The sequence below is a fragment of the Streptomyces sp. GLSS-08 genome (assembly GCF_056387915.1).
In genome coordinates this window covers 449,141-469,061 of record NZ_JBWJAQ010000002.1, presented here as the reverse complement: position 1 = coordinate 469,061, position 19,921 = coordinate 449,141, and the positions used below count along the sequence as shown (strand labels likewise).

At 71.1% G+C, this 19,921-nt stretch carries 22 protein-coding genes and 2 pseudogenes; 9 read left to right on the top strand and 15 right to left on the bottom strand.

Annotated features, from left to right (window positions below; all coding sequences use genetic code 11):
• Nucleotides 1–17: 17 nt before the first annotated feature.
• Nucleotides 18–1,316 (top strand): MFS transporter, encoded by a 1,299-nt coding sequence (locus AC0ZLC_RS04870; RefSeq protein ID WP_476750602.1) that lies wholly within the window; start codon nucleotides 18–20, stop codon nucleotides 1,314–1,316.
• Nucleotides 1,317–1,757: 441 nt separating this feature from the next.
• Here the strand turns inward: AC0ZLC_RS04870 and AC0ZLC_RS04865 are convergent, their stop codons facing one another.
• The 4 genes from AC0ZLC_RS04865 to AC0ZLC_RS04850 form a co-directional block, all read right to left on the bottom strand.
• The gene (locus tag AC0ZLC_RS04865; RefSeq protein WP_476750601.1) at nucleotides 1,758–2,453 is read right to left on the bottom strand and encodes a DNA alkylation repair protein; all 696 of its coding nucleotides are present in this window, start codon (nucleotides 2,451–2,453) and stop codon (nucleotides 1,758–1,760) included.
• A gap of 178 nt (nucleotides 2,454–2,631) precedes the next feature.
• A complete protein-coding gene (locus AC0ZLC_RS04860; RefSeq protein WP_358852537.1) occupies nucleotides 2,632–2,835 on the bottom strand; it encodes a cold-shock protein in 204 nt (67 codons plus the stop codon).
• A 201-nt stretch (nucleotides 2,836–3,036) separates the two neighbouring features.
• On the bottom strand, nucleotides 3,037–3,516 hold the full coding sequence (locus AC0ZLC_RS04855) for a carboxymuconolactone decarboxylase family protein (protein ID WP_476750600.1): 480 nt from the start codon (nucleotides 3,514–3,516) through the stop codon (nucleotides 3,037–3,039).
• A 229-nt stretch (nucleotides 3,517–3,745) separates the two neighbouring features.
• Complete coding sequence (locus AC0ZLC_RS04850; RefSeq protein WP_476750599.1) at nucleotides 3,746–4,609, bottom strand: PhzF family phenazine biosynthesis isomerase; 864 nt, start codon at nucleotides 4,607–4,609, stop codon at nucleotides 3,746–3,748.
• 92 nt (nucleotides 4,610–4,701) lie between these two features.
• Between AC0ZLC_RS04850 and AC0ZLC_RS04845 the strand changes: the two genes are divergently transcribed.
• Together AC0ZLC_RS04845 and AC0ZLC_RS04840 are read left to right on the top strand one after the other, a co-directional pair.
• Nucleotides 4,702–5,589, top strand: coding sequence for a LysR family transcriptional regulator (locus AC0ZLC_RS04845; protein ID WP_476750598.1), 888 nt, complete (start codon nucleotides 4,702–4,704; stop codon nucleotides 5,587–5,589).
• Nucleotides 5,590–5,753: 164 nt separating this feature from the next.
• On the top strand, nucleotides 5,754–5,939 hold the full coding sequence (locus AC0ZLC_RS04840) for a hypothetical protein (protein ID WP_476750597.1): 186 nt from the start codon (nucleotides 5,754–5,756) through the stop codon (nucleotides 5,937–5,939).
• Nucleotides 5,940–6,075: 136 nt separating this feature from the next.
• Here AC0ZLC_RS04840 and AC0ZLC_RS04835 read toward each other — a convergent pair whose 3' ends face one another.
• A complete protein-coding gene (locus AC0ZLC_RS04835) occupies nucleotides 6,076–6,573 on the bottom strand; it encodes a cupin domain-containing protein (protein WP_476750596.1) in 498 nt (165 codons plus the stop codon).
• A 108-nt stretch (nucleotides 6,574–6,681) separates the two neighbouring features.
• On the opposite strand from AC0ZLC_RS04835, the pseudogene AC0ZLC_RS04830 reads away from it, so the two are divergent.
• Nucleotides 6,682–7,773 (top strand): annotated as a pseudogene (locus AC0ZLC_RS04830) (vWA domain-containing protein); the annotation flags it as partial.
• 304 nt (nucleotides 7,774–8,077) lie between these two features.
• On the opposite strand, the gene AC0ZLC_RS04825 reads toward AC0ZLC_RS04830, so the two are convergent.
• The 3 genes from AC0ZLC_RS04825 to AC0ZLC_RS04815 are packed head-to-tail and all read right to left on the bottom strand — an operon-like array spanning nucleotide 8,078 to nucleotide 9,748.
• On the bottom strand, nucleotides 8,078–8,758 hold the full coding sequence (locus AC0ZLC_RS04825) for a DUF3618 domain-containing protein (RefSeq protein WP_358852545.1): 681 nt from the start codon (nucleotides 8,756–8,758) through the stop codon (nucleotides 8,078–8,080).
• Nucleotides 8,734–9,141: a phage holin family protein gene (locus tag AC0ZLC_RS04820; protein ID WP_476750595.1), complete on the bottom strand. Its 408-nt coding sequence runs from the start codon at nucleotides 9,139–9,141 to the stop codon at nucleotides 8,734–8,736. Before AC0ZLC_RS04820 ends, AC0ZLC_RS04825 begins: the two co-directional genes overlap by 25 nt.
• A 1-nt stretch (nucleotide 9,142) precedes the next feature.
• Nucleotides 9,143–9,748: a hypothetical protein gene (locus AC0ZLC_RS04815; RefSeq protein ID WP_476750594.1), complete on the bottom strand. Its 606-nt coding sequence runs from the start codon at nucleotides 9,746–9,748 to the stop codon at nucleotides 9,143–9,145.
• Nucleotides 9,749–10,296: 548 nt separating this feature from the next.
• Between AC0ZLC_RS04815 and AC0ZLC_RS04810 the strand changes: the two genes are divergently transcribed.
• Complete coding sequence (locus AC0ZLC_RS04810) at nucleotides 10,297–11,313, top strand: NAD-dependent epimerase/dehydratase family protein (protein ID WP_476750593.1); 1,017 nt, start codon at nucleotides 10,297–10,299, stop codon at nucleotides 11,311–11,313.
• A 58-nt stretch (nucleotides 11,314–11,371) separates the two neighbouring features.
• Here AC0ZLC_RS04810 and AC0ZLC_RS04805 read toward each other — a convergent pair whose 3' ends face one another.
• Complete coding sequence (locus tag AC0ZLC_RS04805) at nucleotides 11,372–12,883, bottom strand: oxygenase MpaB family protein (protein WP_476750592.1); 1,512 nt, start codon at nucleotides 12,881–12,883, stop codon at nucleotides 11,372–11,374.
• Nucleotides 12,880–13,581, bottom strand: coding sequence for a polyprenyl diphosphate synthase (gene uppS / locus AC0ZLC_RS04800; protein ID WP_476750747.1), 702 nt, complete (start codon nucleotides 13,579–13,581; stop codon nucleotides 12,880–12,882). The genes AC0ZLC_RS04805 and uppS overlap by 4 nt, the downstream gene beginning before the upstream one ends.
• A gap of 324 nt (nucleotides 13,582–13,905) precedes the next feature.
• On the opposite strand from uppS, the pseudogene AC0ZLC_RS04795 reads away from it, so the two are divergent.
• Together AC0ZLC_RS04795 and AC0ZLC_RS04790 are read left to right on the top strand one after the other, a co-directional pair.
• Nucleotides 13,906–14,079: pseudogene (locus tag AC0ZLC_RS04795) on the top strand (HD domain-containing protein); the annotation flags it as partial.
• Nucleotides 14,078–14,485 (top strand): DUF6355 family natural product biosynthesis protein, encoded by a 408-nt coding sequence (locus tag AC0ZLC_RS04790; RefSeq protein ID WP_476750591.1) that lies wholly within the window; start codon nucleotides 14,078–14,080, stop codon nucleotides 14,483–14,485. The pseudogene AC0ZLC_RS04795 and the gene AC0ZLC_RS04790, both read left to right, overlap by 2 nt.
• 327 nt (nucleotides 14,486–14,812) lie before the next feature.
• On the opposite strand, the gene AC0ZLC_RS04785 is transcribed toward AC0ZLC_RS04790, so the two are convergent.
• Nucleotides 14,813–15,202 (bottom strand): HGxxPAAW family protein, encoded by a 390-nt coding sequence (locus tag AC0ZLC_RS04785; protein ID WP_476750590.1) that lies wholly within the window; start codon nucleotides 15,200–15,202, stop codon nucleotides 14,813–14,815.
• 92 nt (nucleotides 15,203–15,294) lie between these two features.
• Between AC0ZLC_RS04785 and AC0ZLC_RS04780 the strand changes: the two genes are divergently transcribed.
• Entirely contained in the window at nucleotides 15,295–15,768 is a 474-nt protein-coding gene (locus AC0ZLC_RS04780) for a MarR family transcriptional regulator (protein WP_476750589.1), read from the top strand.
• A 500-nt stretch (nucleotides 15,769–16,268) separates the two neighbouring features.
• On the opposite strand, the gene AC0ZLC_RS04775 is transcribed toward AC0ZLC_RS04780, so the two are convergent.
• Both AC0ZLC_RS04775 and AC0ZLC_RS04770 read right to left on the bottom strand, forming a co-directional pair.
• Entirely contained in the window at nucleotides 16,269–16,565 is a 297-nt protein-coding gene (locus AC0ZLC_RS04775; protein WP_476750588.1) for a hypothetical protein, read from the bottom strand.
• Between the two features lie 295 nt (nucleotides 16,566–16,860).
• A complete protein-coding gene (locus AC0ZLC_RS04770; protein WP_476750587.1) occupies nucleotides 16,861–17,274 on the bottom strand; it encodes an ATP-binding protein in 414 nt (137 codons plus the stop codon).
• A 184-nt stretch (nucleotides 17,275–17,458) separates the two neighbouring features.
• On the opposite strand from AC0ZLC_RS04770, the gene AC0ZLC_RS04765 reads away from it, so the two are divergent.
• Nucleotides 17,459–17,779, top strand: a complete 321-nt coding sequence (locus tag AC0ZLC_RS04765; protein ID WP_476750586.1) for an STAS domain-containing protein — start codon at nucleotides 17,459–17,461, stop codon at nucleotides 17,777–17,779.
• Nucleotides 17,780–17,863: 84 nt separating this feature from the next.
• Here AC0ZLC_RS04765 and AC0ZLC_RS04760 read toward each other — a convergent pair whose 3' ends face one another.
• Together AC0ZLC_RS04760 and AC0ZLC_RS04755 are read right to left on the bottom strand one after the other, a co-directional pair.
• Nucleotides 17,864–18,931, bottom strand: a complete 1,068-nt coding sequence (locus AC0ZLC_RS04760) for an HTTM domain-containing protein (protein WP_476750746.1) — start codon at nucleotides 18,929–18,931, stop codon at nucleotides 17,864–17,866.
• 109 nt (nucleotides 18,932–19,040) lie between these two features.
• Nucleotides 19,041–19,598: a DUF5819 family protein gene (locus AC0ZLC_RS04755; protein ID WP_476750585.1), complete on the bottom strand. Its 558-nt coding sequence runs from the start codon at nucleotides 19,596–19,598 to the stop codon at nucleotides 19,041–19,043.
• Between the last annotated feature and the right edge of the window lie 323 nt (nucleotides 19,599–19,921).

Below are 19,921 nucleotides of genomic sequence, written 5' to 3'. Positions count from 1 at the left end.
TGCGTTTGGAGAGAAACGTGCCCCCTACCGCCCCTTCCCAGCCCCATAGGTCCGCGTCGCCCGCCACCATTCAGCAGTCGCCCGTCACCTCCCCCACCGGCGGCGGCTCCCGCCGGCTCGGGCATCCGGCGGCCTTCGCCGCCCTGGCGGTCGTCTTCGTCCTGTTCATGGCAGCGTCCAGCGCGCCGTCGCCGCTCTACGTCGTCTACCAGCAGCAGTGGAGCTTCTCCGCGACCATCCTCACCACGGTGTTCGCCGTGTACGTCATCGGGATGATCGCGGCGCTCCTGGTGGTCGGCGCCCTGTCCGACCACCTCGGCCGCCGACCGGTCCTGCTGTCCGCGATCGCGCTCGAAGCGGCGTCGATGGTCCTGTTCCTCACCGCGGACGACGTCTCCCTGCTGCTGGTCGCACGGCTGGTCCAGGGCGTGGCCACCGGCGCCGCCATGACCGCCCTGGGCGCGGCCCTGGCCGACCTCAACCCGGCCCACGCACCCCACCGCGCCGGTGTCGTCACGGGTGCGGCACCCACGTTCGGGCTGGGCCTCGGCTCCCTGGGCACCGGTTTCCTCGTCGAGTACGGGCCGCACCCCACCCGCCTCGTGTACGCGCTGCTGCTCGGCGCCCTGCTGCTGGCCGGCGCCCTTCTCCTCGCGCTGCCCGAGACCTCGCTCCGGCGTCCGGGAGCCGCCCGCTCGCTCCAGCCACGCCTCAGGGTAGCGCCGCATCTGAGGGCCGATCTGCTCGGCCTGGTGCCGATCCTCGTCGCGAGCTGGGCCCTCGGCGGTCTCTACCTCTCGCTCGGCCCCTCCGTCGCCGTCGGCCTGTTCGGCCTGTCGAGCCACGTCGTCGGCGGTCTGGTGGTCACCCTGCTGACCGTGCCCGCCTCCCTCACCGCCCTCGCCCTGCGCGGTTGGCCCACCGCGCGCACGCTCACGCTCGGCGCGAGCCTGCTACTGGCCGGCACGGCCGTCGCCCTCGCCGGAGTGGAGGAGAACTCCCTGGTCACGGCGGCTGTCGGAACGATGATCGCCGGGGTGGGCTTCGGCGGCTCGGCCCTCGCCAGTTTCGGCACCCTGACCCGTATCGCCGCCCCGGCCGAGCGCGGCGAACTGCTCTCCGTGGCCTTCGTGATCTCGTACCTGTCCTTCAGCGTGCCCGCGGTGGTCGCCGGGATCGCCACGACCCACGCGGGCCTGCACGAGACGTCCGTCGTCTACGCCGCGACGGTCGCCCTCCTCTCCGCCCTCGCCCTGCTGGCCCAGTGGCTGCGCTCCCACCGCACCGCCGGCACGGGAACCTGCCCGCAGACGTGACCAGTAATGGGCACGCCGAGACGCGGGACCGGCCGGCCGGGGGTCCGTGTTGTACGCGGTGGACGTGCCGTCGGGCGAACCGGCCTCCAGCGCCGCCACGTTGGCCGCCGCCACGTCCCGTACCTGGACGAAGTCCTGCACGGTCCGCTCGGCCACGTCGGCCGCGCTGATCTTCGGCGCGTCCGTCCACGCCCTCAAGTCCGTGTCCACGAAGCTCGCATGGACGCCCACGACGAGGGTGCCCTGCTCACTCAGCGCCTGCCGCTGGGCACTCGTCAGGGACCACTGCGCAGCCTTGGAGTCCGCGTCGGCGGGCGTCCTCACCGAATGCACGCCGGCCGCCCGGCACGGTGCGCACCGCCCGGACCGGAACCCCTTCTGCCGGCGTGCATCAGACGCCGGGGCTCCGCATGGCCGGTCGCTGTCGGGACGGACGGAGGGCTACCGCGTCCTCACGAACCGCGCCCGCCTGTCCGGTGCCAGGCGCTCGGTCGCGTACCGCACCGTGATCCTCGGCAGCTCGGCGAGATTCCGGTCGAGGAAGTCCACGATCACCTGCTCGTTCCGGCGGCCGATCTCCCTGAGCATCCACCCCATCGCCTTGTGGATCAGCGGCTCCGGGTCCCGCCGCAGCCTGAGAACCAGCCGAAGGGTCGGCTCGAAGCGGCCGGCCCGGATCAGCGCCAGGGTGGCCACCACGGCGATCCTGCGGTCCCACAGCCATGGCGACGCGGCCAGTTCGTCCAGCACGTCGAGTGGGCCGTCCTGGAGCCACGGCCCCAGCACGACATGGGCGGAACCGTCCACCAGGTCCCAGTTGTCCACGCAGTCGGTGCGGGCCAGATAGAAGTCGACCAGCGCCTTCCGGTCGACACCACGGGCACCGCGCATCCGCTCGGCCAGAATCAGCAGACCGGTGAACCGCTCCTCGTGCACTCGGCTGCGCAGCAGGACATCCACGTCTTCCAAGGGCAACTCAGGACACCGGCGCGCCAGTTGGCGCATCACCGGAACGCGTACGCCGAGCAGCTCGTCGTCTTCCGCGCGGCTGAGCACCCGTACCAGCTGCGCCCGGACAGCCGGCTGCGCCTGTTCCCTCAGCTCGGACCGCAGTTTCCGCAGAGTGCCAGTCGTCATGCTGACGGACGCTAGCGCTCCGGGCGCGGGAACCTCCACCCGCTGACCCGCACGTGATGGAGTGTGCCATCTGACGTCGGCAGCGCACCCGTTCGGTGCGTCGGCCGGTCCCGGGGAGGGACGGCTCCTGGCAGGGCGCAGGGGCCCGGCGGTGCGCCGGGCCCCTCCTGCGGGCGGGTCAGGCGCGCACGATGTTCTCGGCCTGGGGGCCCTTCTGGCCCTGGCCCACGTCGAAGGTGACCTGCTCGCCCTCCACAAGCTCCCGGTAGCCGTTGCCGGAGATGTTGGAGTAGTGGGCGAAGACGTCCGGTCCGCCGCCGTCCTGGGCGATGAATCCGAAGCCCTTCTCGGAGTTGAACCACTTCACGGTACCGCTGGCCATGCTGCTCGTCCTTCGATATCGCCGGGCATCCCGGCTGGTCTGTTGGCAGGGCCCTCCGCGACCGGACGGCACCCGGCATCCGTTCTACCCCGTCGACGGCTCGGTATCCGGCTTTTCCGCCGGTCGCAGCGTGCCGCGGCTCCGGGTCCGGCTCCGGGTCCGGGTCCGGGTCCGGGTCCGGGTCAGGTTCCGTCCCCCCGGTCAGCTCGACAGGTCGGCGAACATGCCGGGCTCGTACGAACCTCCCGGATTGTGCACGATCACGTTCATCCGGGTCGCCGCGTTGATCAGGGCGACCAGGCAGACCAGCGCACCGACCTGGTCGACGTCGTAGTGCGCGCGCACCTCGGCCCAGGTCTCGTCGGACACGCCGCGGTCACCGAGCCTGGTGCCCTCCTCGGCGAGTGCCAGCGCCGCCCGCTCGGCCTCGGTGAACACCGTGCTGTGGCGCCAGGTTGCGACCAGGTTGAGCCGGAGCGCGGTTTCACCGGCGGCTGCCGCCTCCTTGGTGTGGACGTCCACGCAGAAGCCGCAGCCGTTGATCTGGCCGACCCGCAGCTCCACCAGTTCCCGCAGGGTCTTCGGCAGCGGCGACTGCTCCAGGACCGAGGAGACGTTGTAGAACCGCTTTGCGATCTTCGCGGCGGTCGGGCTGTCGAACAGGTTGAAACGGGGTTTCATGCCGTCGTCCTCACTCGGGGGATGGAGTGCCGCGCGATCCGTACGCGCGGCGCGGTTACGGACATGGAGACACCGCCGCCCCAACCCCCAGTGACAACGGGTTCATGTGACGGGCGCCACTGACTGCGGGTGCCGAACGGTCGTGGTCGGCCGGCCCGGGAAGGAGTACGTCGCGGATGCGGCGACGCGGCCCTACCGCCCGAGCGGCACCGGTTGGCCGGTGACGCGCCTACCGCGTGAGCGGCACCGCTTGGCCGGTGACGCGAATGCGCGGGTCCGCAGGATCGATGTCGACACTGAGCAGGCTGGGGCTGCCCATGTCCTCGCCCTGGCGGATGCGCACGGTCCGGCCACGGGGTGCCAGGCCGAGACTTCTCAGGTAGCCGCCGAACGCGGCCGCCGCGGCGCCGGTGGCCGCGTCCTCCACCACTCCCCCGACGGGGAACGGGTCGCGGGCGTGGAAGAGGTCGTCCGACTCCTTCCACAGCAGTTGCAGCGTTGTCCAGCCGTGACGGCGCATGATGTCGCCGAGGGCGTCGAAGTCGTAGGCCAGGTCGGCCAGTCGCGCCCGGGTGGCGGCGGCGAGGATGAGGTGCTGCACGCCGCCGAAGGCGACATGCGGCGGCAGCGTGGGGTCGAGGTCCGTCCTCGCCCACCCCAGGGCGGCGAGCGCCTCGTCCAGCTCGGCCTCACCGGCCGGCCGGGTGCGCGTCGGGACGCTGGTGAGCGTCGCGTGGAGGGCCCCGGCGGAGTCGGCGACCGTGACGACGGGGACCTCGCCCACCGGAGTGTCCAGCACCAGCGTTCCGGGACCGATGCGCTCGGCGAGGGCGACGGCCGCGGCGACGGTGGCGTGCCCGCAGAAGTCGACCTCGGCGAGGGGGCTGAAGTAGCGCACGGTGAAGCGGCGCCGCTCGGCATCGTGTTCCGTGATGAACGCCGTCTCGGAGTAACCCACTTCGGCGGCGACGGCCAGCATGCGGGCGGAGTCGAACGACGTGGCGTCCAGGACGACGCCTGCCGGATTTCCGCCCCGAGGGTCTGCGGTGAATGCGGTGTAGTGGAGTACCGCGTCGGTGAGGCTCGCTGTCATGCCCCCACGGTGCCACCTACGAGCCATCGAAGGAAACGATGATTGTCGATGATCCCCATCGACGGTTCCGATTTCCGGCGTACAGTCCTGGTGTGGAGACGCAGTTGATCCGGACTTTCCTGACCGTCGTGCGGACGGAGAACTTCACCGCGGCCGCAGCCGACCTCCATCTGTCGCAGTCCACCGTGACGGCCCAGGTCAAGACCCTGGAGAAGTTGCTGGGAGTCCAGCTCTTCGACCGCATGCCGCGCGGTGCCCGCCTGACGGCGGCGGCGCGACGGCTGGTGCCGGAAGCCGACGCGGTCCTCGAAGCGGAGGCGCGGCTGCGGGCGGCCGCCGCGGACTCGGAGCCCTCGGGGACAGTCGCCGTCGCGGCCGGTGACACTCTTTGCTCCGCGCACCTTCCGCAGGTGATCGTCGCGCTGCGCCGCAGCCACCCGAACATCGCTGTGCATCTGTTTCCCGCCGGCACGCAGGCGGCGGTCGAAGGGCTGCGCAGCGGACGTCTGGATCTTGCCCTCCTCCTGGAGGACTCGGTTGCCTTCCCCGGTCTGACGGCATCCGTGATCGCCACTGAGCCTCTCTCCCTCGTGGGGCCGCCGGGTCACCCCCTGGCCTCGTTGCGAAAGCCCGCCGACTGGCCCCGACTCGCGCAGGAGGACGTCTTCCTGCACGAGGAGGGCTGCTCCTACAGCGACCGCATCGCGGGCCTGCTCCAGGCCGCATCCGGCGCCCGGACCCGCCTGACCCGGCTGGGCAGCAGTGAAGCGGTCCGCAACTGCGTCATGGCCGGCCTCGGCATCAGCATCCTCCCCGCCGCGGCGGTCGAGAACGCGCTGCGGGAAGAGCGCCTGACCGTCATCAGGGGCCCGGCCCTCCCCGACGTCTGCGTCCAACTGGTGCGCCACGGGGAGCGCTGGACCTCGCCCGCGGTCCGCGTCGTGGTCGAGACCCTGACGAAGCACTTCGCCACCGCGTAGGGCAGGTGCCACGACATCGGGCGGGAGCCGCCGCCGACGCACGGCTTCCCGCTCTGCCGCGCCTCCGTAAGAGCGTCTTGTCCTGGTGGTGATGTTTGTCAAGGCCGCTATCTGACCTGCAGAAACTTGGTGAGCCAGCGGCTCTGGAGCGGTTCAATGTGAGGATGAACGATGCTCTGTGGGATCGCCTCCCGGTCGGGGACCAGCTGCATGTGGACGAACTGGTTGCCGATGGACGCCATATCCAGGCCATCGCGTTGATGCGTGAGCGCGCCGGTCTTCCACGGCCGGATCTCCGTGATTGCGTTGATCTGCTGGAACTGCGCGCCCAGATCTTTCGGGGTGAGTAGATGCCAGACAGGTCGATCAGGTATCCCGCCAGTTCAACGTGTTCTCACGGGAAGGCGGCCGGGCGACGCGCCGTCGAGCGGGCGGACCGGAGCACCCCAGCGGCGGCGGGGAGGACGCTTCAGCGCCACGGTGTCCTCAGACTTCGGAGCGGCCTGACGGGCCCTCGTAGGACCAGGTCCGGTAACGGCTGCGGAACTCGGCGAGCAGCTCATCGGTCGCCTCGGCCCCCGCGCTGACAGCCGCATGGACGTCACGGAAGTAGTCCTCGTAGCCGGCGGGGGTGTACAGACACAGAGCGCGGACGAGAACGGCACTTCCGTTGCGGAAACCGTGTGGGGCGCCGCGGGTCGCGGCGAGCAGGCTGCCCGGGCCGGCCGTCACCTCGCCGCCCCCGGTGTGCAGCGTCAACTCGCCTTCGAGCACGTAGAAGTACTCGTCGTGCCCGTCGTGCACGTGCGGCCTGGCGCCGATCGTGCCAGGAGCCAGGCTGAACTCCTCGAAGGCGAAGTGCCCGCCCGTGTGCTCACCGGTGAGCCGGAAGAAGTGTGCGACACCGGCGACGTCCATGAGTTCACCGTCCTGGGGGCGGCGCAGCAACGCACGTGCGGGAGCGTGGGCTTCGTGGTCGGTCATCGGGACATTGTCACCCGGTGGTCGTGCAGTTCTCCGACGGGGCCGTCCTCCTTTGCCGCCCCGCCTGCGGCGTGCCGCGACCTGGGCCGACGGGCAGGAAAGGGGAATGACAGATCATGGCGTTGCTACGTCTCTCCCGGGTTCGTGGCGCGCATGCCGGTGGAGGAACTGGCGGGCGCCTGGGTGCACGAGGTCTCCCATCTGCTCAGGGACCACCACGGGCGGAGCGAACGGTACGCGCGGCAGCACGAGGAGTACGGGCCGGGAGAGCGGTTGCGCCGTAACATCGCCGCCGACTTCGAGATCAACGACGACATCTACGGTGAGGGCCTGCCCCGGCCGACGGGAGCGGTGTTGCCGTCGCTGCTGCGGCTGCCCGAGGGACTGCTGATGGAGGAGTACCTGCGGACGGCCTCGATGTCCGCACTCACCGCGGACCTTGCCTGGCTGGACTGCGGCAGCGGTGCCGACGGGCAGGAGCGGCCGTGGGAGTGGGGTCCCGACGGGGCGCACGGGTTGAGCAGGCAGCAGCAGGACGCGGTCCGCTTCCGCGTGGCGGAGGGGATCAAGGGCCGGCCGGGCGACGCGCCGGAGGGGTGGCGTCGGTGGGCGGACGAGGCGTTTCATCCGCCCCAGCCCTGGCGGCAGTTGTTGGGGGCCGCGGTCCGCTCGGCGGCGGGTGCGCCGGGCACGGGCGAGGACCACAGCTACCGGCGACCGTCCCGCCGCTCGGCTGGTGTCCCCAAGGTGCTGCTGCCGAGCCTGCGCCGTACGCCGCCCCGGGTCTGCGTCGTGATCGACACCTCAGGGTCGGTGAGCGACGCCGAGCTGGGCAGCGCGTTGCTGGAAGTGGCCGCGATCTCACGGGCCGTGGGCGGGCGACGCGACCTGGTCTCGGTGATCTCATGCGACGCGGCGGCCGGGGTCGCGGTCCCGCTCTGCCGCGCCGAGAACATCGAGCTGATCGGCGGCGGGGGGACCGATCTGCGCTCCGGTTTCGCTCGGGCGTTCCGCTCCGGGCCCCGCCCCGACGTGATCGTGGCACTGACGGACGGTCTGACACCCTGGCCCTCCGTGGCGCCGCCCTGCCGCACCGTCGTCGGCCTCTTTCCCCGCCCCGCCCACGGCGCGAACGAGGCGAACCCCGAGTACGTCCCGGACACGCCACCGGCCTGGGCGCGTGTCGTCACGATCAGTTGAGCGAGTCGGGTCTGAGGTACACGCTGATCGTCACTGGCGACCGCTGGGGAGCTCACGGCTGTCGGCACCGTGGTGCGGCGGGCAGCGCTCACTCCCCCTTCGTCGACCTACAAGCGGAGTGGGGGGCCGACCGCAGGTCAGTGGCCAGACTCACCAGGCGTGCATGCCGGGGTCGCCGGCCCGTGGGACCTGTTGGGCCGGCGACAGGATACGGCGAGGGCGCCGGTGCGGCGGCTCGGTCGGAGGTGGTGCGTCATGCCCCCACCCCTGCCCCCCTCCGCCCGCGGTGCCCCGGCGACGGTGGTCACATGGCGCCGGGCGACTGCCGCCGGGCCTCGTCGGCCACCTCCTGGCCGGACTGCCTGGCCTGCTCCGTGACCTGACCCGCCTGGTCGGTGGATGCCTCCTTGGTCGTCCGGACAGCCTCCGCGGCGCTGTCCTTGACCTCCTGAGTGGCCTGCTTGGCCACCTCCGTGGCGTCCTCCTTCACATGCTGCGCGGATTCCATCGCCGCCTGCTTGACGGGTTCGATCACCTCACCGGCGTTCTCGGAGAGCTGGGAGACCGCCTGCTCCTCGGCCTGCGAGCCGGGCAGGAGCGAGGCGGCGAGCAGCCCGGCGCCGAACGCGATCAGACCCGCCGCCAGCGGATTGCCCTGCGTCTGCCGGACGGCCTGCTCCGGGGCGCCGCCGACCGCTTCACCGACCTGACCGGCCTTCTGGCGCACGGTGCCCGCGGCCTGCCCGACGCTGTCCTGGACGGACGCGGCGGCCTGCTGACCGCGGTCCCTGGTGCTCTGCGTGGTTCCGGAAGCGGTGCCCATGACGCGCTCGCGCGCTCCGGAGAACGCTCCGCGGACTCGACCGGTGCGACGACGCACGATCCGTCCGGGGCTGGTGCGGTCGGCCAGCCGGTCGACATTCTCCGACAGGCGCCCGCGGGTGGCCTCGATATCGGTTCTCACTTGGTCGGGTGACGTGCCCATTGCGCGTCCTCCTTCAGGGTCTCCATGGTCTGCTCCGGCTTCGGGGACACCTCCCGCATCCGGGAGCGGCCCTTGCTGAACAGCACTGCCGCGACGATCGCCCATACGGCGGTGACGATCAGGGCCGCCCATCCGGTGTCCATCACGTTGGCCAGGCCGTACATCGCCGCGAGCGAGGCGAACAGGGCGACCATGTAGCCGCCGAATCCGGCTCCCCCGTACATTCCGGCGGCTTTGCCAGCCTTGGTGGCCTCTTCACGAATCTCGATCTTGGCCAGTTCGGCTTCCTGCCGGAAGAGCGTCTGGACGTCGGAGGCCACTTCCGACAGCAGTTCCCCGACCGAGGGGTCCTGACCGCGCGGCTCCGGTGCCATAGACGACATGTCACACCTCCGGGTAGGCGTGCGGCTCGACCCGAACGGCCGCCAGCGGCGGTCCGGGCGGCCCCACGTCCGGTACCGGGGTGCGGGCCTCCTCCAAACCCGGTCCGGACTGCGCCTTGCCGCCGGCCTTGACGAGTCTGCCGGCCGCGAACCCCGCCAGTGCCGCCCCCGCCAGGAAGGCTCCCGGCCGGCGCCGCGCGAACCCCTTCAGGTTCTCGCCCATGCCTTCCACGCCGTGCCGTTCCAGGTAGTCCGCTGCCCGGTGGCCACCGTTCGCGGCCTGGGACACCATGCTGCGAGCCGGGGTATCGCCGGGAGCGTTGCGCGTCAGTTCCGACAGGTCGTCCGCCCACTGGCGTACCGTCTCGGCTGCCCGCTGCGTCTGACCCTGCATTTCGTCGGTCACACGGTCCCGCAGGTCTCCCACGGCGCCTTCGGCCTGGCGGCGTGCCGTCTCGGCAACCGTCCTGGCCTGATCCATCGCGGTCCCCGCCACCTCGCCCGCGGCGTCCCTGGCCTGGCCCGCTGTGGCCGATGCCTGTTCTCTCGCGGTCTGTCCGGCCGCCTGTACGCGCCCGGCCCCGCCGTCGGCGGACTGAGTACTCATGGCCCTCACCCTCTTTCCGGGCGCGGATCGGCCGTCATGCTTCGGTGAAAGACCGTGCGGGGGCTACCACCCGCTCGCCACGGTGGTCGTCTCTCGACTCGGTGAAGGGGCCTTACCGCGCCTATGTGCTCATGTACCGATTGAGACTCTTTGCGAGTATCCGAGGCATTCCATGCGAAACAGCCTTGATGCGCATAAATAGGACACTCCGGTGTCGGCCAGGTCGCGCCGGGGCCCGGAGCGGGGCTGGGGACCGGAGCGAGTCACCCTCCGGGCATACGCACGCCCGCACGCCCGCGGTCACCGGCTTCCCCGGTGAGTACGCGGACGCCGCAGCGCGAAGCGGCTTCCGCCAGGGGCCACAGAGCCGGCGACCACTTCGCCCGCTTGCCGAAGCCGTCAAGGACGCGGTGCCGATGCCCCGCCGCCCCGTCCCTCAAGCCCACCGCACGGCGCTCGCCGGTCGACGCGTGCCTGTCGCGCTCCGCGAAGGGGTAGCACTACGGCGCGCACGTCCCGTTCGTCGGCCGGCTCCGAGGAGAAGTCACATGAGGATCGTCATCACGGGTGCGTACGGCTTCCTGGGGCACCTGCTCACCGGGGCCCTGCTGCGTACGCGCGCCTTCGGCGGTGAACCGATCACCCGGCTGGTGCTCGCCGACCGGGTCGTGAACCCGGACCTCCCGCAGACGGCCGACCCGCTCGTGGACATCGTGCACGGTGAACTGCTCGACGGACTGGGCGAGTTGTTCGCCAGACGCGTTGACGTGCTGTTCCATCTCGCAGCCGCGGCGTCGGCCGAGTGCGAGGCGGACTTCGACCTCGGGATGCGCGTGAACCTGGACACCACCCGGGCCCTCCTGGAAGCCGCACGGGCCCGGTCGTTGGCCGGCGGGCCCGTCACGCGGATGGTCTTCGCCAGCAGCCTCGCCGTCTACGGATCCCACCCGGCGATGCCCCTGCCGCCCGTGGTCAGTGAGACAACCCTGCCGACACCGCAGTCGAGTTACGGGACACAGAAGCTCGCCTGCGAGCATCTCGTCGCGGACTGCACCCGCCGTGGCTTCGTCGACGGACGCGTCGCTCGCCTGATGACCGTCGCCGTGCGGCCGGGCACGCCGAACGCGGCCGCCTCCGGCTTCCTGTCCGGCATCATCCGCGAGCCTCTCGCCCGACTCCCGGCGACCTGCCCGGTCGACCCCGCCCAGCGCGTGGCTCTGGCCTCACCGCGACGCACGGTGCAGGGGATCCTCCGCGTCGCCGAGGCCGAACGGGGCGCCGGACCGGGGCGGATCGAGGGCCCGCTGCCCGTCAACCTCCCCGCCCTCACGGTCTCCGTCGCAAAGATGCTCGCCGTCCTGCGACAAGTGGCCGGATCCGCAGCCGACTTGGTGACCATCGCCCCCGACCCGGCGATCGAGGCCGTCGTCGGCTCATGGCCGGCCGTCTTCGACAACACGCGCGCCACCTCGCTCGGGCTGGAACCGGACCCGAGCTTCCTGTCGGTGGTACGGGACTACCTCGACGATCACCCCCACGCGGTGACCCGCCCCTCGGACGCGTAGGGATGCGCCCGGCAGCCCGCTGCCTGCGCGCGGGGTCCAGATCCTCGCGCGGGCGGGGTCACGCTTCGCTGAGCAGGGGGTCGAAGGCGCTCGAGCGCCGGCGGCCCGACATGAAGGACAGGAAGTCCTTCAGGAACGCGCTGCGGGAGTACGTGCCCTCGGCGTCGGCCATGTCACGCCGGAACCCTGTCCGGAACAGGGCCCGGTACTCGTCCCCGTCGATGGTCTGGCCGGCGTCCCGGTCGGTGGCGTCGAAGAGGACTTCCGCGACTCTGATCAGCGCGGGCCCGGCCAGCGAGGGGACACCGGCGGCGTACTCCGCCCTGCTGATGCGGCCGTCACCGTCGGTGTCGAGGGCGGCCTGCAGTTCCCGCCACCAGTCGGCGTACGCGTCGTAGAGTTTGGTCTCCTCCGGTTCGTCGAGGTCGAGGCGGCCGGACAGTTCCCGGGCCATGGCGGCGAGGTCGGGCCAGTCCAGGAATCCGTCGCCGGTCTGGTCCAGTACCGCGTCGAAGAACTCCTCGGCGCTGCGCTGCGGCTCGCTCGCCCCGGCGGGATCGGCTTGCGCGGGCAGCGGGGTGATCAGTCTGATCAGGGCGCCTGCCCGCTTCATCCCGTCGCGCACCGCCGTGATGCTCCGCGCGCGGGGGTCGTCGCTGTCGGGCGAGAGCGAGAGGAGGCCGGCGATGCGTTCCGCCTGGATCCAGCCCTCCGGCAGGAAGCGCGCCAGGCCGACGGCCAGGTAGGCGCTCTGCATCAGCGTCTGGGCCCCGGGGATCTCGGGCAGTCCTGCGCGGCGGCGGAAGGATTCGGGAAGGGACGCCACCGTGATGGCTCCGATGACGGGACCGGCGAGAGCCCGGCCGGCCGCCCACACCGTGGGCAGCCCGTCCAGCAGGGGCGGCGCCGGGAGATGGTCGAAGAGCTTGTAGAGGATGATGCGCAGTGCCTCGGTGTTCTCGAGTTCCTCTTCGACCATGTGGTCGAAGTACTGCCAGAACTCCTGCAGGGTGGGCGGCAGATGGCCGGCCTGATCGCCCATCGCCGCGAGTAGTGCCTGGAAGTCGGCGTACAGCCTGTCCATGGTGCCTTGTTCGAGGGGCTGGCCGCCCAGTCGGCACAGGGTGACGGCGCTCTCGAACAGGGTCGCCACGACCCAGGCGCGGACTTTCGGATTCATCGCGTCGTAGGGCCGGTTGTGCGCGTCGGTGCCGTTGAGCCGTGCGTGCAGACGATTGAGCCGCGCCGCCTCCCGCTGCCGGGCGTGCTCGTCGGCGCCGAACATGCGCTGCATGCTGACAAAGGTGTTGCGCAGCCGGCGCCACGGATGTGCCACGAAGGTCGAGTTGTCGAGGAGGGCAGCGCCGATCTGCGGGTGGGCGGCCTCCAGTACGGTCGCCCGCACCATGGCCAGCGCCCAGCGCGGGTCGTTGAAGAACTCGTGGAACTGCGACCCCGTGCCCGACCGGGGCCCGGCCGCTGCCTCGGACGCCGGCCGGGACGGGCCCCCGCCGGGGCCGCCGGTACCGGAGTCGGCGCTGCTGGAGTGGGTGCTGGCGGTCTCGGTCACGGTAAGGGTGCTCCGTTCGCGGTCGGCGTGACGCCGCCGAAGCGGCGATCGCGCTGCTGATACGTGTGCAGGCACTCCACGAAGTGCGTCGCGCGGAAGTCGGGCCACAGCACCGGCGGGAACATCCACTCGGCGTAGGCGACCTGCCACAGCATGAAGTTGGAGATGCGCTGTTCCCCGGAGGTCCGGATGACGAGATCCACGTCGGGTGTGTCGGGGAAGGGCAGATGGGCGGCGAAACTCTGCTCGGTCACCGCGTCGGCCGGTACCCCGCCGCGGATCAGCGACCGGGCCGCCTCGACGATGTCCCCGCGCCCGCCGTGGTCGAACGCCACGGTCAGCGTCATGCCGCGGTTCATACCGGTCAGCGTCATCAGGTCCTCGAAGTCCCGGGCGAGTACCGCCGGGATTCTGGAGTCCGTCACGCCGAGGAACCGGCAGCGGATGCCCCGGGCGTGCAGCAGCGGAGCGTGTTTGCGCACGACGCGGCGCACCAGTTGCATGAGGAAGTCGACCTCGTTGCCCGGGCGTCGCCAGTTCTCGGTGGAGAACGCGTACAGGCTCAGCCACTGCACCCCTGCCGTCCGGGCCGCCTCGATCACGTCGATCACCGTCGCCTCGGCCGCCCGGTGCCCCGAGGTCCGCGGCAGTGACCGCCGTGCCGCCCAGCGGCCGTTCCCGTCCATCACGCAGGCCACGTGCCGCGGCGGCGTCCGTGACTGCCGGTCCTCGTCAGCGGGGCCCCGGCACGGGGCAGCGACCGGCGGCGAGGCGGAACTTCCGACGGCTCCGTCAACTGTCACGCCTGCTCCTCACGGCTGCCACCACACGGTCCCCCTCGACGAGCACGCGCCCGTTCCGCTCTCGACGGCCCCTGGCCGCGCTGTCCGGATCAACGAGCAGCAGCGTGCCGTGGCCGCGACCCCGGCACGCCGCAATCCCCGCGCATTCACTCCCGCGCGCCCCCGGCCGCACGGGTGGACGATTAGCGGAGCCGGTACGTCCTGGCGGGCCTCCGGCGGCAGCGCTTCGAGTTGGACGGCGCCCACCAGACGCGCGCGTTCCTGCTGACGCACGGTCTGTCCGACGGCGCCGCGGACACGCTCTGGACGGCCATCGCTCTGCACACCACGCCGGAGGTGCCGTACAGGATGGCCCCGGAGATCGCGTCGACGACGGCGGGTGTCGAGACGGATGCGCGGAGTGTTCGTGAAGCCTTCCCCTCGTTCTGTTCGCGCCGCCACGGCGGCAGCGTCGGGCGCCCTCACCGCGCTGGCCCTGTTTGCGTTCCCGGGACCGGCCAACGCCGAGTCCGGGCGCGGGCCGCAAGCGCGTCCAGCGGGGGCGAGTTCCCTCACCCCGTGCGGCTTCTTCCGGTACCGCGTCCGCGAGTCCCAGTTCGCCGGGTACAACCACTGCTGTGACACGACAGTGCTGGTCCACGTCGATGTCCGAGAAGGCGGCAGCACGAACGACTACCACCTGTGCGTCAGGCCCGGCCCCACCCAGCTACCGGGTGCGGGTCCGAATTATCTCAACGCGTACTACATCGGTGCCGCCGGATGCCGAAGCGGAACGCGCACCGGGCACACCCCTCACTGAATTCACACCGGTTCGGGCAGGGCTTCCGCCGCCCGCCGTCCCGGCTGCTGCGGCACAGCGAGGCTCGGCTTCCACAGCCTGGTGGCCCCAGTCGGCACTCGTGGCACATGGCCGTGGATCACTGAGGCCGTCGCCGGAACGAGAAGGGGTACCGAACACCCACGTGCGTCCGGCAGGTCGCCTACGCCGCCACGGCTTCGCTCCGCTCATGCGTCGTACCGCTGTCCCGCGGTGGAGATGGCCAAGGCGTCATCTCGCGTCAGGGAGGGGTACCCGGCGCCTCCCCCGGGGCCGATTGCCGCGCGGGGCAGCCGGGCCCGGGGCCGTCTACTCGGCTGACGTCAGTGCCGCGCCCGCCGAGGGAGCCCGGGTGGTCGCGGTCGCCGGCTGCCCGGTGCGCCCGGTGCGAGCGCGCCCGCGTCCCGCAGCACGACAGCCCAGGCAGTTCGGGTGGCCCTGTTCTGCCGCACGGTCCCTGCTGCGCCAGTGCTGCCCGGCAGCCGGACGCGGACCGCTGGGCTTCCCCCATCCGCTCAGGTGAAGCGCCCAGGTGACGAAGGCGGCGAGAGCGATTACGCCGAGGCCGAGCCAGAAACCCGGCGCCCACGCCGCGATCATGGCGGCGCCGGAGAGGATGAATCCGACGAGGGCGATGCAGGTGCCCGTCCATCCGGCGACCGTGTGGCCCAGGTCGTGGTCGCCGTGCATGCCGCTCATGGGTCTCCTCGGGTCGATCTCTCTGTATCGTCGCAACGCGAGAGGTGCTTTATCTCACGAGCTAAGTAACTTAGATGCTAAGGAGAATTCCGGTGAAGGGCAAGTCCCGTCCCGAAGCGACACCGCAGCAGGCACTGGACGCGATGGACCAGATGATCGCGCTCGCCCTGGTGTCGCAGCACGACATCGCGCAGCGGCTGGGACTGAACGTCACCGACCTGACCTGCCTGGGCCACGTCATCGGCGCCGGCGAGCAGCACCTGAACGCGGGCGATCTGGCCGAGCGCGCGAACCTGACGACGGGCGCCGTCACCGGCGTACTCAACCGCCTGGAACGCGCCGGCTACGTGCACCGGCAGCCCGACCCCGACGACCGGCGTCGCGTGCGGGTCGTCCTCGACGCGTCGGCGGCCGCCAGGGTCTTCGCCGTGTACGGCCCGCACTACGAACGGCTCGGTGCGCTCTTCGCCGACTACACCCCCGAGGAGACGGCCGTCCTGGCGGACTGGTTCGTGCGCGCGCGTGCCGAGATGCAGATCTCGCTCGACGAGATCAGAGGACAGTGACCGCCGGGGGCTCGGAGTCAAGGGGTGGATCATGCGGCCCGGCGACCCGGCGCCGGTCGGGCCGGCCGTGAGGCCCGGCGGAGCGGCGCCACGCCAAGACACAGCGAGGGCCTGCTGCATCTCACGCGGGGGTGGCTCACGCGGGAGTGGCTTTCCCTCCCAGGCCGCGACCACGGCTGCGGCCGTCTCCGGGAGCCCGACGCGGCACCGGCGGGAGACTTCGATCAGCAGGTTCCTGGCAGCGGCCCGACGGCATGGCGTCAGCACCCATCACGAATCCGCGGGCCTGGTCGACGGCCGCACGGCCTCCAGCGCCCGCCGCAGCCGGACGATCTCGGCGTGCAGGCAGGCGACACTCTGCCTGGGCGGCGGCTCATTGGTCCACGAGGCTTCGGCCTTCAGGTCCCAATCCCCTCGGGGAGCATGGTGGTACGCGACATGGCTGTACCTCTCGACGGTCGGTGGTCCGGGGTGGCCGAAGCTGCCGGAACCGATGGATGTCAGTGATGCCTCGTCGGCCGGATGTCGTGTCGCCGGTCCTGCCGCTCCTCGCGGATCCACCGCGCCTGGTGCCGCCGGTTGTAGCGGCGCTCCCAGCGGTGCTGCCGATCACGGCGCGCCTCGTACTCGCGGTACTCACCGGCGTCGGCACCGTACGGGCGCCCCCGGCCGGGGCCATGATCACGCCGGTGGCGGCTGGCGGCGAGGGCCAGCAGCGCTGCGGCCACCCACCAGATGGGGCTGATGAAGCCGAGACCGAACAGCACCGCGATCACGAGGACAAGCAGTACGAACACGGTGGGCCTCCCGGGGCGGAACAAAGACATCGCTGCCGGGGGCTGGGGCTTCGCCCAACAGCCTAGCCCTGCCCGGAGGTTGTGGATACCTTGCCAGGTCAGGGATCCCGGCCGGACGGAGATGACTCCCGGTTACAGGCGCTCGAGACGGCGCGACACGCGCGTTCGCGCCGGGGGATCCGCAGTGGGACGGGGCCGCCGCCGAGTGCGGTCATCGCCCACGGTCCGCGGACACGTGAGACAGAGGTGATCCGGTTCGGCGCATACGGCTGGGCGGTCGACGCCCGGGGAGGTCCTACGCCGCGAGCGGAAGCGCCATGCGGACCTGCACCTGCTTGCCTCGCGGCACCGGACTGACGCGGAGGCGGCCGCACAGCGCCTTCACGATCTCCAGGCCGTGCTGTCCCGCACGCAGTGGATCGGGCTTGGCCACGGTGACCTCGGTCGGCGACGCGTCCGTGTCCCAGACGGTGATCTCCACCTCGTCGGCGACCAGCTCGAGCTGCAGCCCACACTCGCCGCCGGTGTGCTGGACCGCGTTGGTCATCAGTTCGCTCACCACGAGCTGCGCCCGCCCCACCGTGTCGGCCGGGATCCGCACGGCCGTGTCGGTGCCGATCCGGGCCAGGAACGCCGTCACCGACCGCCTGGCCGTCGCTATACAGCCCGGCTGCCCGCTGTAAACCTCACTGAGGCGCAATTCCACCATCTCCATACCTCGCGGCTGCGGCGCCGCCCGATCCCGCTCCAGCGGCCTCCCCAGTACGCACCCCTGTCCGGAGTGCGCCGTTCGAGTACCCCTCCACGGCGCACCCGCACGCGTACATCACGCTGCCTTCACCAAAGTGCTCCCTCCCGTCCATACGGATCCGATCATCGGTAATACTCAGCCCATGGCGACACACGACAGCGCACTTCCCGCGCCCCCCGTCATCGTGCCGCGCGGCGACCTCGATGCCTCGAGCATCGCTCCCGTCGCCGACGATCTGGAGGCGGCCCGCACACGGCATCACACAGTCATCCTCGATCTGAGCGGCGTCACGTTCGGCGACTCCAGCTTCCTCAACCTCTTGCTGCGTTTCCACCAGCTCACCGATCTGCGCCTCGCCGCGACGCCCACCAACCTCGCAAGGCTGTTCGGCATCACGGGCGCCGACACGATCCTGCGGCTCTATCCCACCGTGGAGGCAGCTCGCGACGCTCCCCCGGCCTGAAAGGCCGGAGCGGTACGGACCGGACCACGGCGAGGTCTACCTGCCGGGGCTGCTCACGGCGTACCGGCGCACGAGGGACGAGAATCAGGAAACACTGGTCACGGAGGGACTGCGCTCGGTCTGCTTCGGGACCGTTTCCGGCCGCGCCGCCGACACGGCCCGCGCCGCGCCCGACCACCGCCCGGCCCGGCCGGCCCGGCTGCCCACCGCGAGGTAGAACCGGTCCGGCAGGAACACCGCGTCCGCGATGATCATTGCACCGGAGAACAACGGCAGTCCCATGAGGACCGCGATCCCGGTGTGCATGCCGAGCAGCATCGCCAGTACCGGGTACTTGAGCCTGCCGAACAGCACAAAAGGAAACGCGACCTGGAGAAGCACGGTCAGGTAGCCGGCCACCGCCAGGGTGGCCGCCTGACCGTCCGCCCAGTGGGAGACCGCGGGCCAGGGCTGGAAGAGTTCGAGGTTCAGGACGTAGTGCAGTGCGGTTCCGGCGCCCCAGGTTCCGCCCTGCACCTTGTACAGACCCGCCGCGCCGTAGAGGAAGCAGACCTGGAGGGCGATCACGAGGAGCCCGCAGTTGTGCACGGCCGTCACGAAGGTGCTGCGCGCCTCGCGCAGTTCCGGTACGGCGCCGGCCGGCCACCGGACTCGTGAATTCCCCGCCGCCCGGCGACGGGCTCTTCTGGCGTCCAGGGACCATCTGCGTCCGCACGCGGTGAGGGGGAGGTAGACCGCCATGAGGAGAACGAGGTTGTCGCCTCCGTCCGTCATGTAGATCGCCCGTCCGTGGAAGGACGCGACGACAACGGCGAAGAGCACGGACACGGCACGAGTGCGCCAGCCCAGCAGGAACAGGACGCAGACGACCAGCGCCGCGGCATAGCAGAGTTCGAAGTAGAGACGGCTGTCCGACAGCGTGAGCACGCTGGCCCAGCCCGTCTGGTCGAAGAGCTGCCGCGCGAGAGCCGGCGTCCACGGTGAACCGGGCCCCCAGATTACGTCGCGGTGCGAGAACTCGCGAAGCAGGAAGACCAGGTAGAGCAAGCCGTATCCGATGCGCAGCACCGACACGGCGTAGAGGGAGACGGGGCGGTCGGTCAGCAGGGCCCAGGCGCGCCGGATCGGACCGCCGGGCAGACCCGGCACCATCGCTGGCAGGTGACGCCCGGACGCCTTGCCCGGAGATGCCTCCGCGAACGGGGAGGTGGGCGAGGACGGCGAGGGGTGTCGCCCTGGAGCCGTCTGGTGACGCATCGGGTCATTCTCCATCGGGGGCTACCTTCCACCAGGGCAGAAGCCGTGTCTGGGCATGCGCGGAAGCGGCACGGCGGTCACTGTCCCGGGTGCCGGGAGCGGCGACGGGCAGCGTGGCGACCCGGAGCTGGATGGACTCGAACGGCTTGCCGCTCAGCTCGGCGACTCGGTCGGCGGCGACGTTGCGCAGGTACTGCTGCATCATCACGGCCCGGGCCGAACGCGAGATGTCATCGCTTCCGTGCAGTTCGACGTAGGACGTCCAGGACCGGCGCAGAAGGTTCTGCGAGGTGTGACTCGGAAAGGGGTTGTGCTCGATGGCCGCTTCGTCCACCGCGGTCAGATCGAACCAGGGACTCACTCGGACCGAACCGTCGCGGGCGGTGTGCGCGGTCCGCGCGGACACCGTCCGGTTGACGGATTCCGGGTCCGGCGCGAAGAGCCGCCAGTTCTGTTCGAAGAGCGGAAAGATCCAGGCGTCCACCTGGGACTTGTAGCGCTGCGAGACGACGTTCGGGGGCGCCACGTGCAGGAAGACCAGCACGACGTGTGCCAGGGTCATGGCCAGACAGAGAGCCACGCCGGTGTTGAGAATCCCCCTCACCGTCCGCCTGCGCGCACCGGGCGCCTCCCGTCTCTCACCTGTTCCATGTCGCCCTGACCCGTCAGCCGTGGCGCCGACGGCCGGCTCCGAGCCGTCGGCCCGCTCACTCTTCCGCTCGTGCTCTGCTTCGACTCCGCCCAGCACTGGTCGCCCTGTCCCTCTCGTCCGTCGTACGTTCACTCCGGTCCGCCCCGTGACCTGAACTGGGGCGGTGCGCGGCGGGCCGGAGAGAATCCCCGCCGCGCACCGCTCAGCCGGCAGCGCGTGCTTCGCGCCCTCGG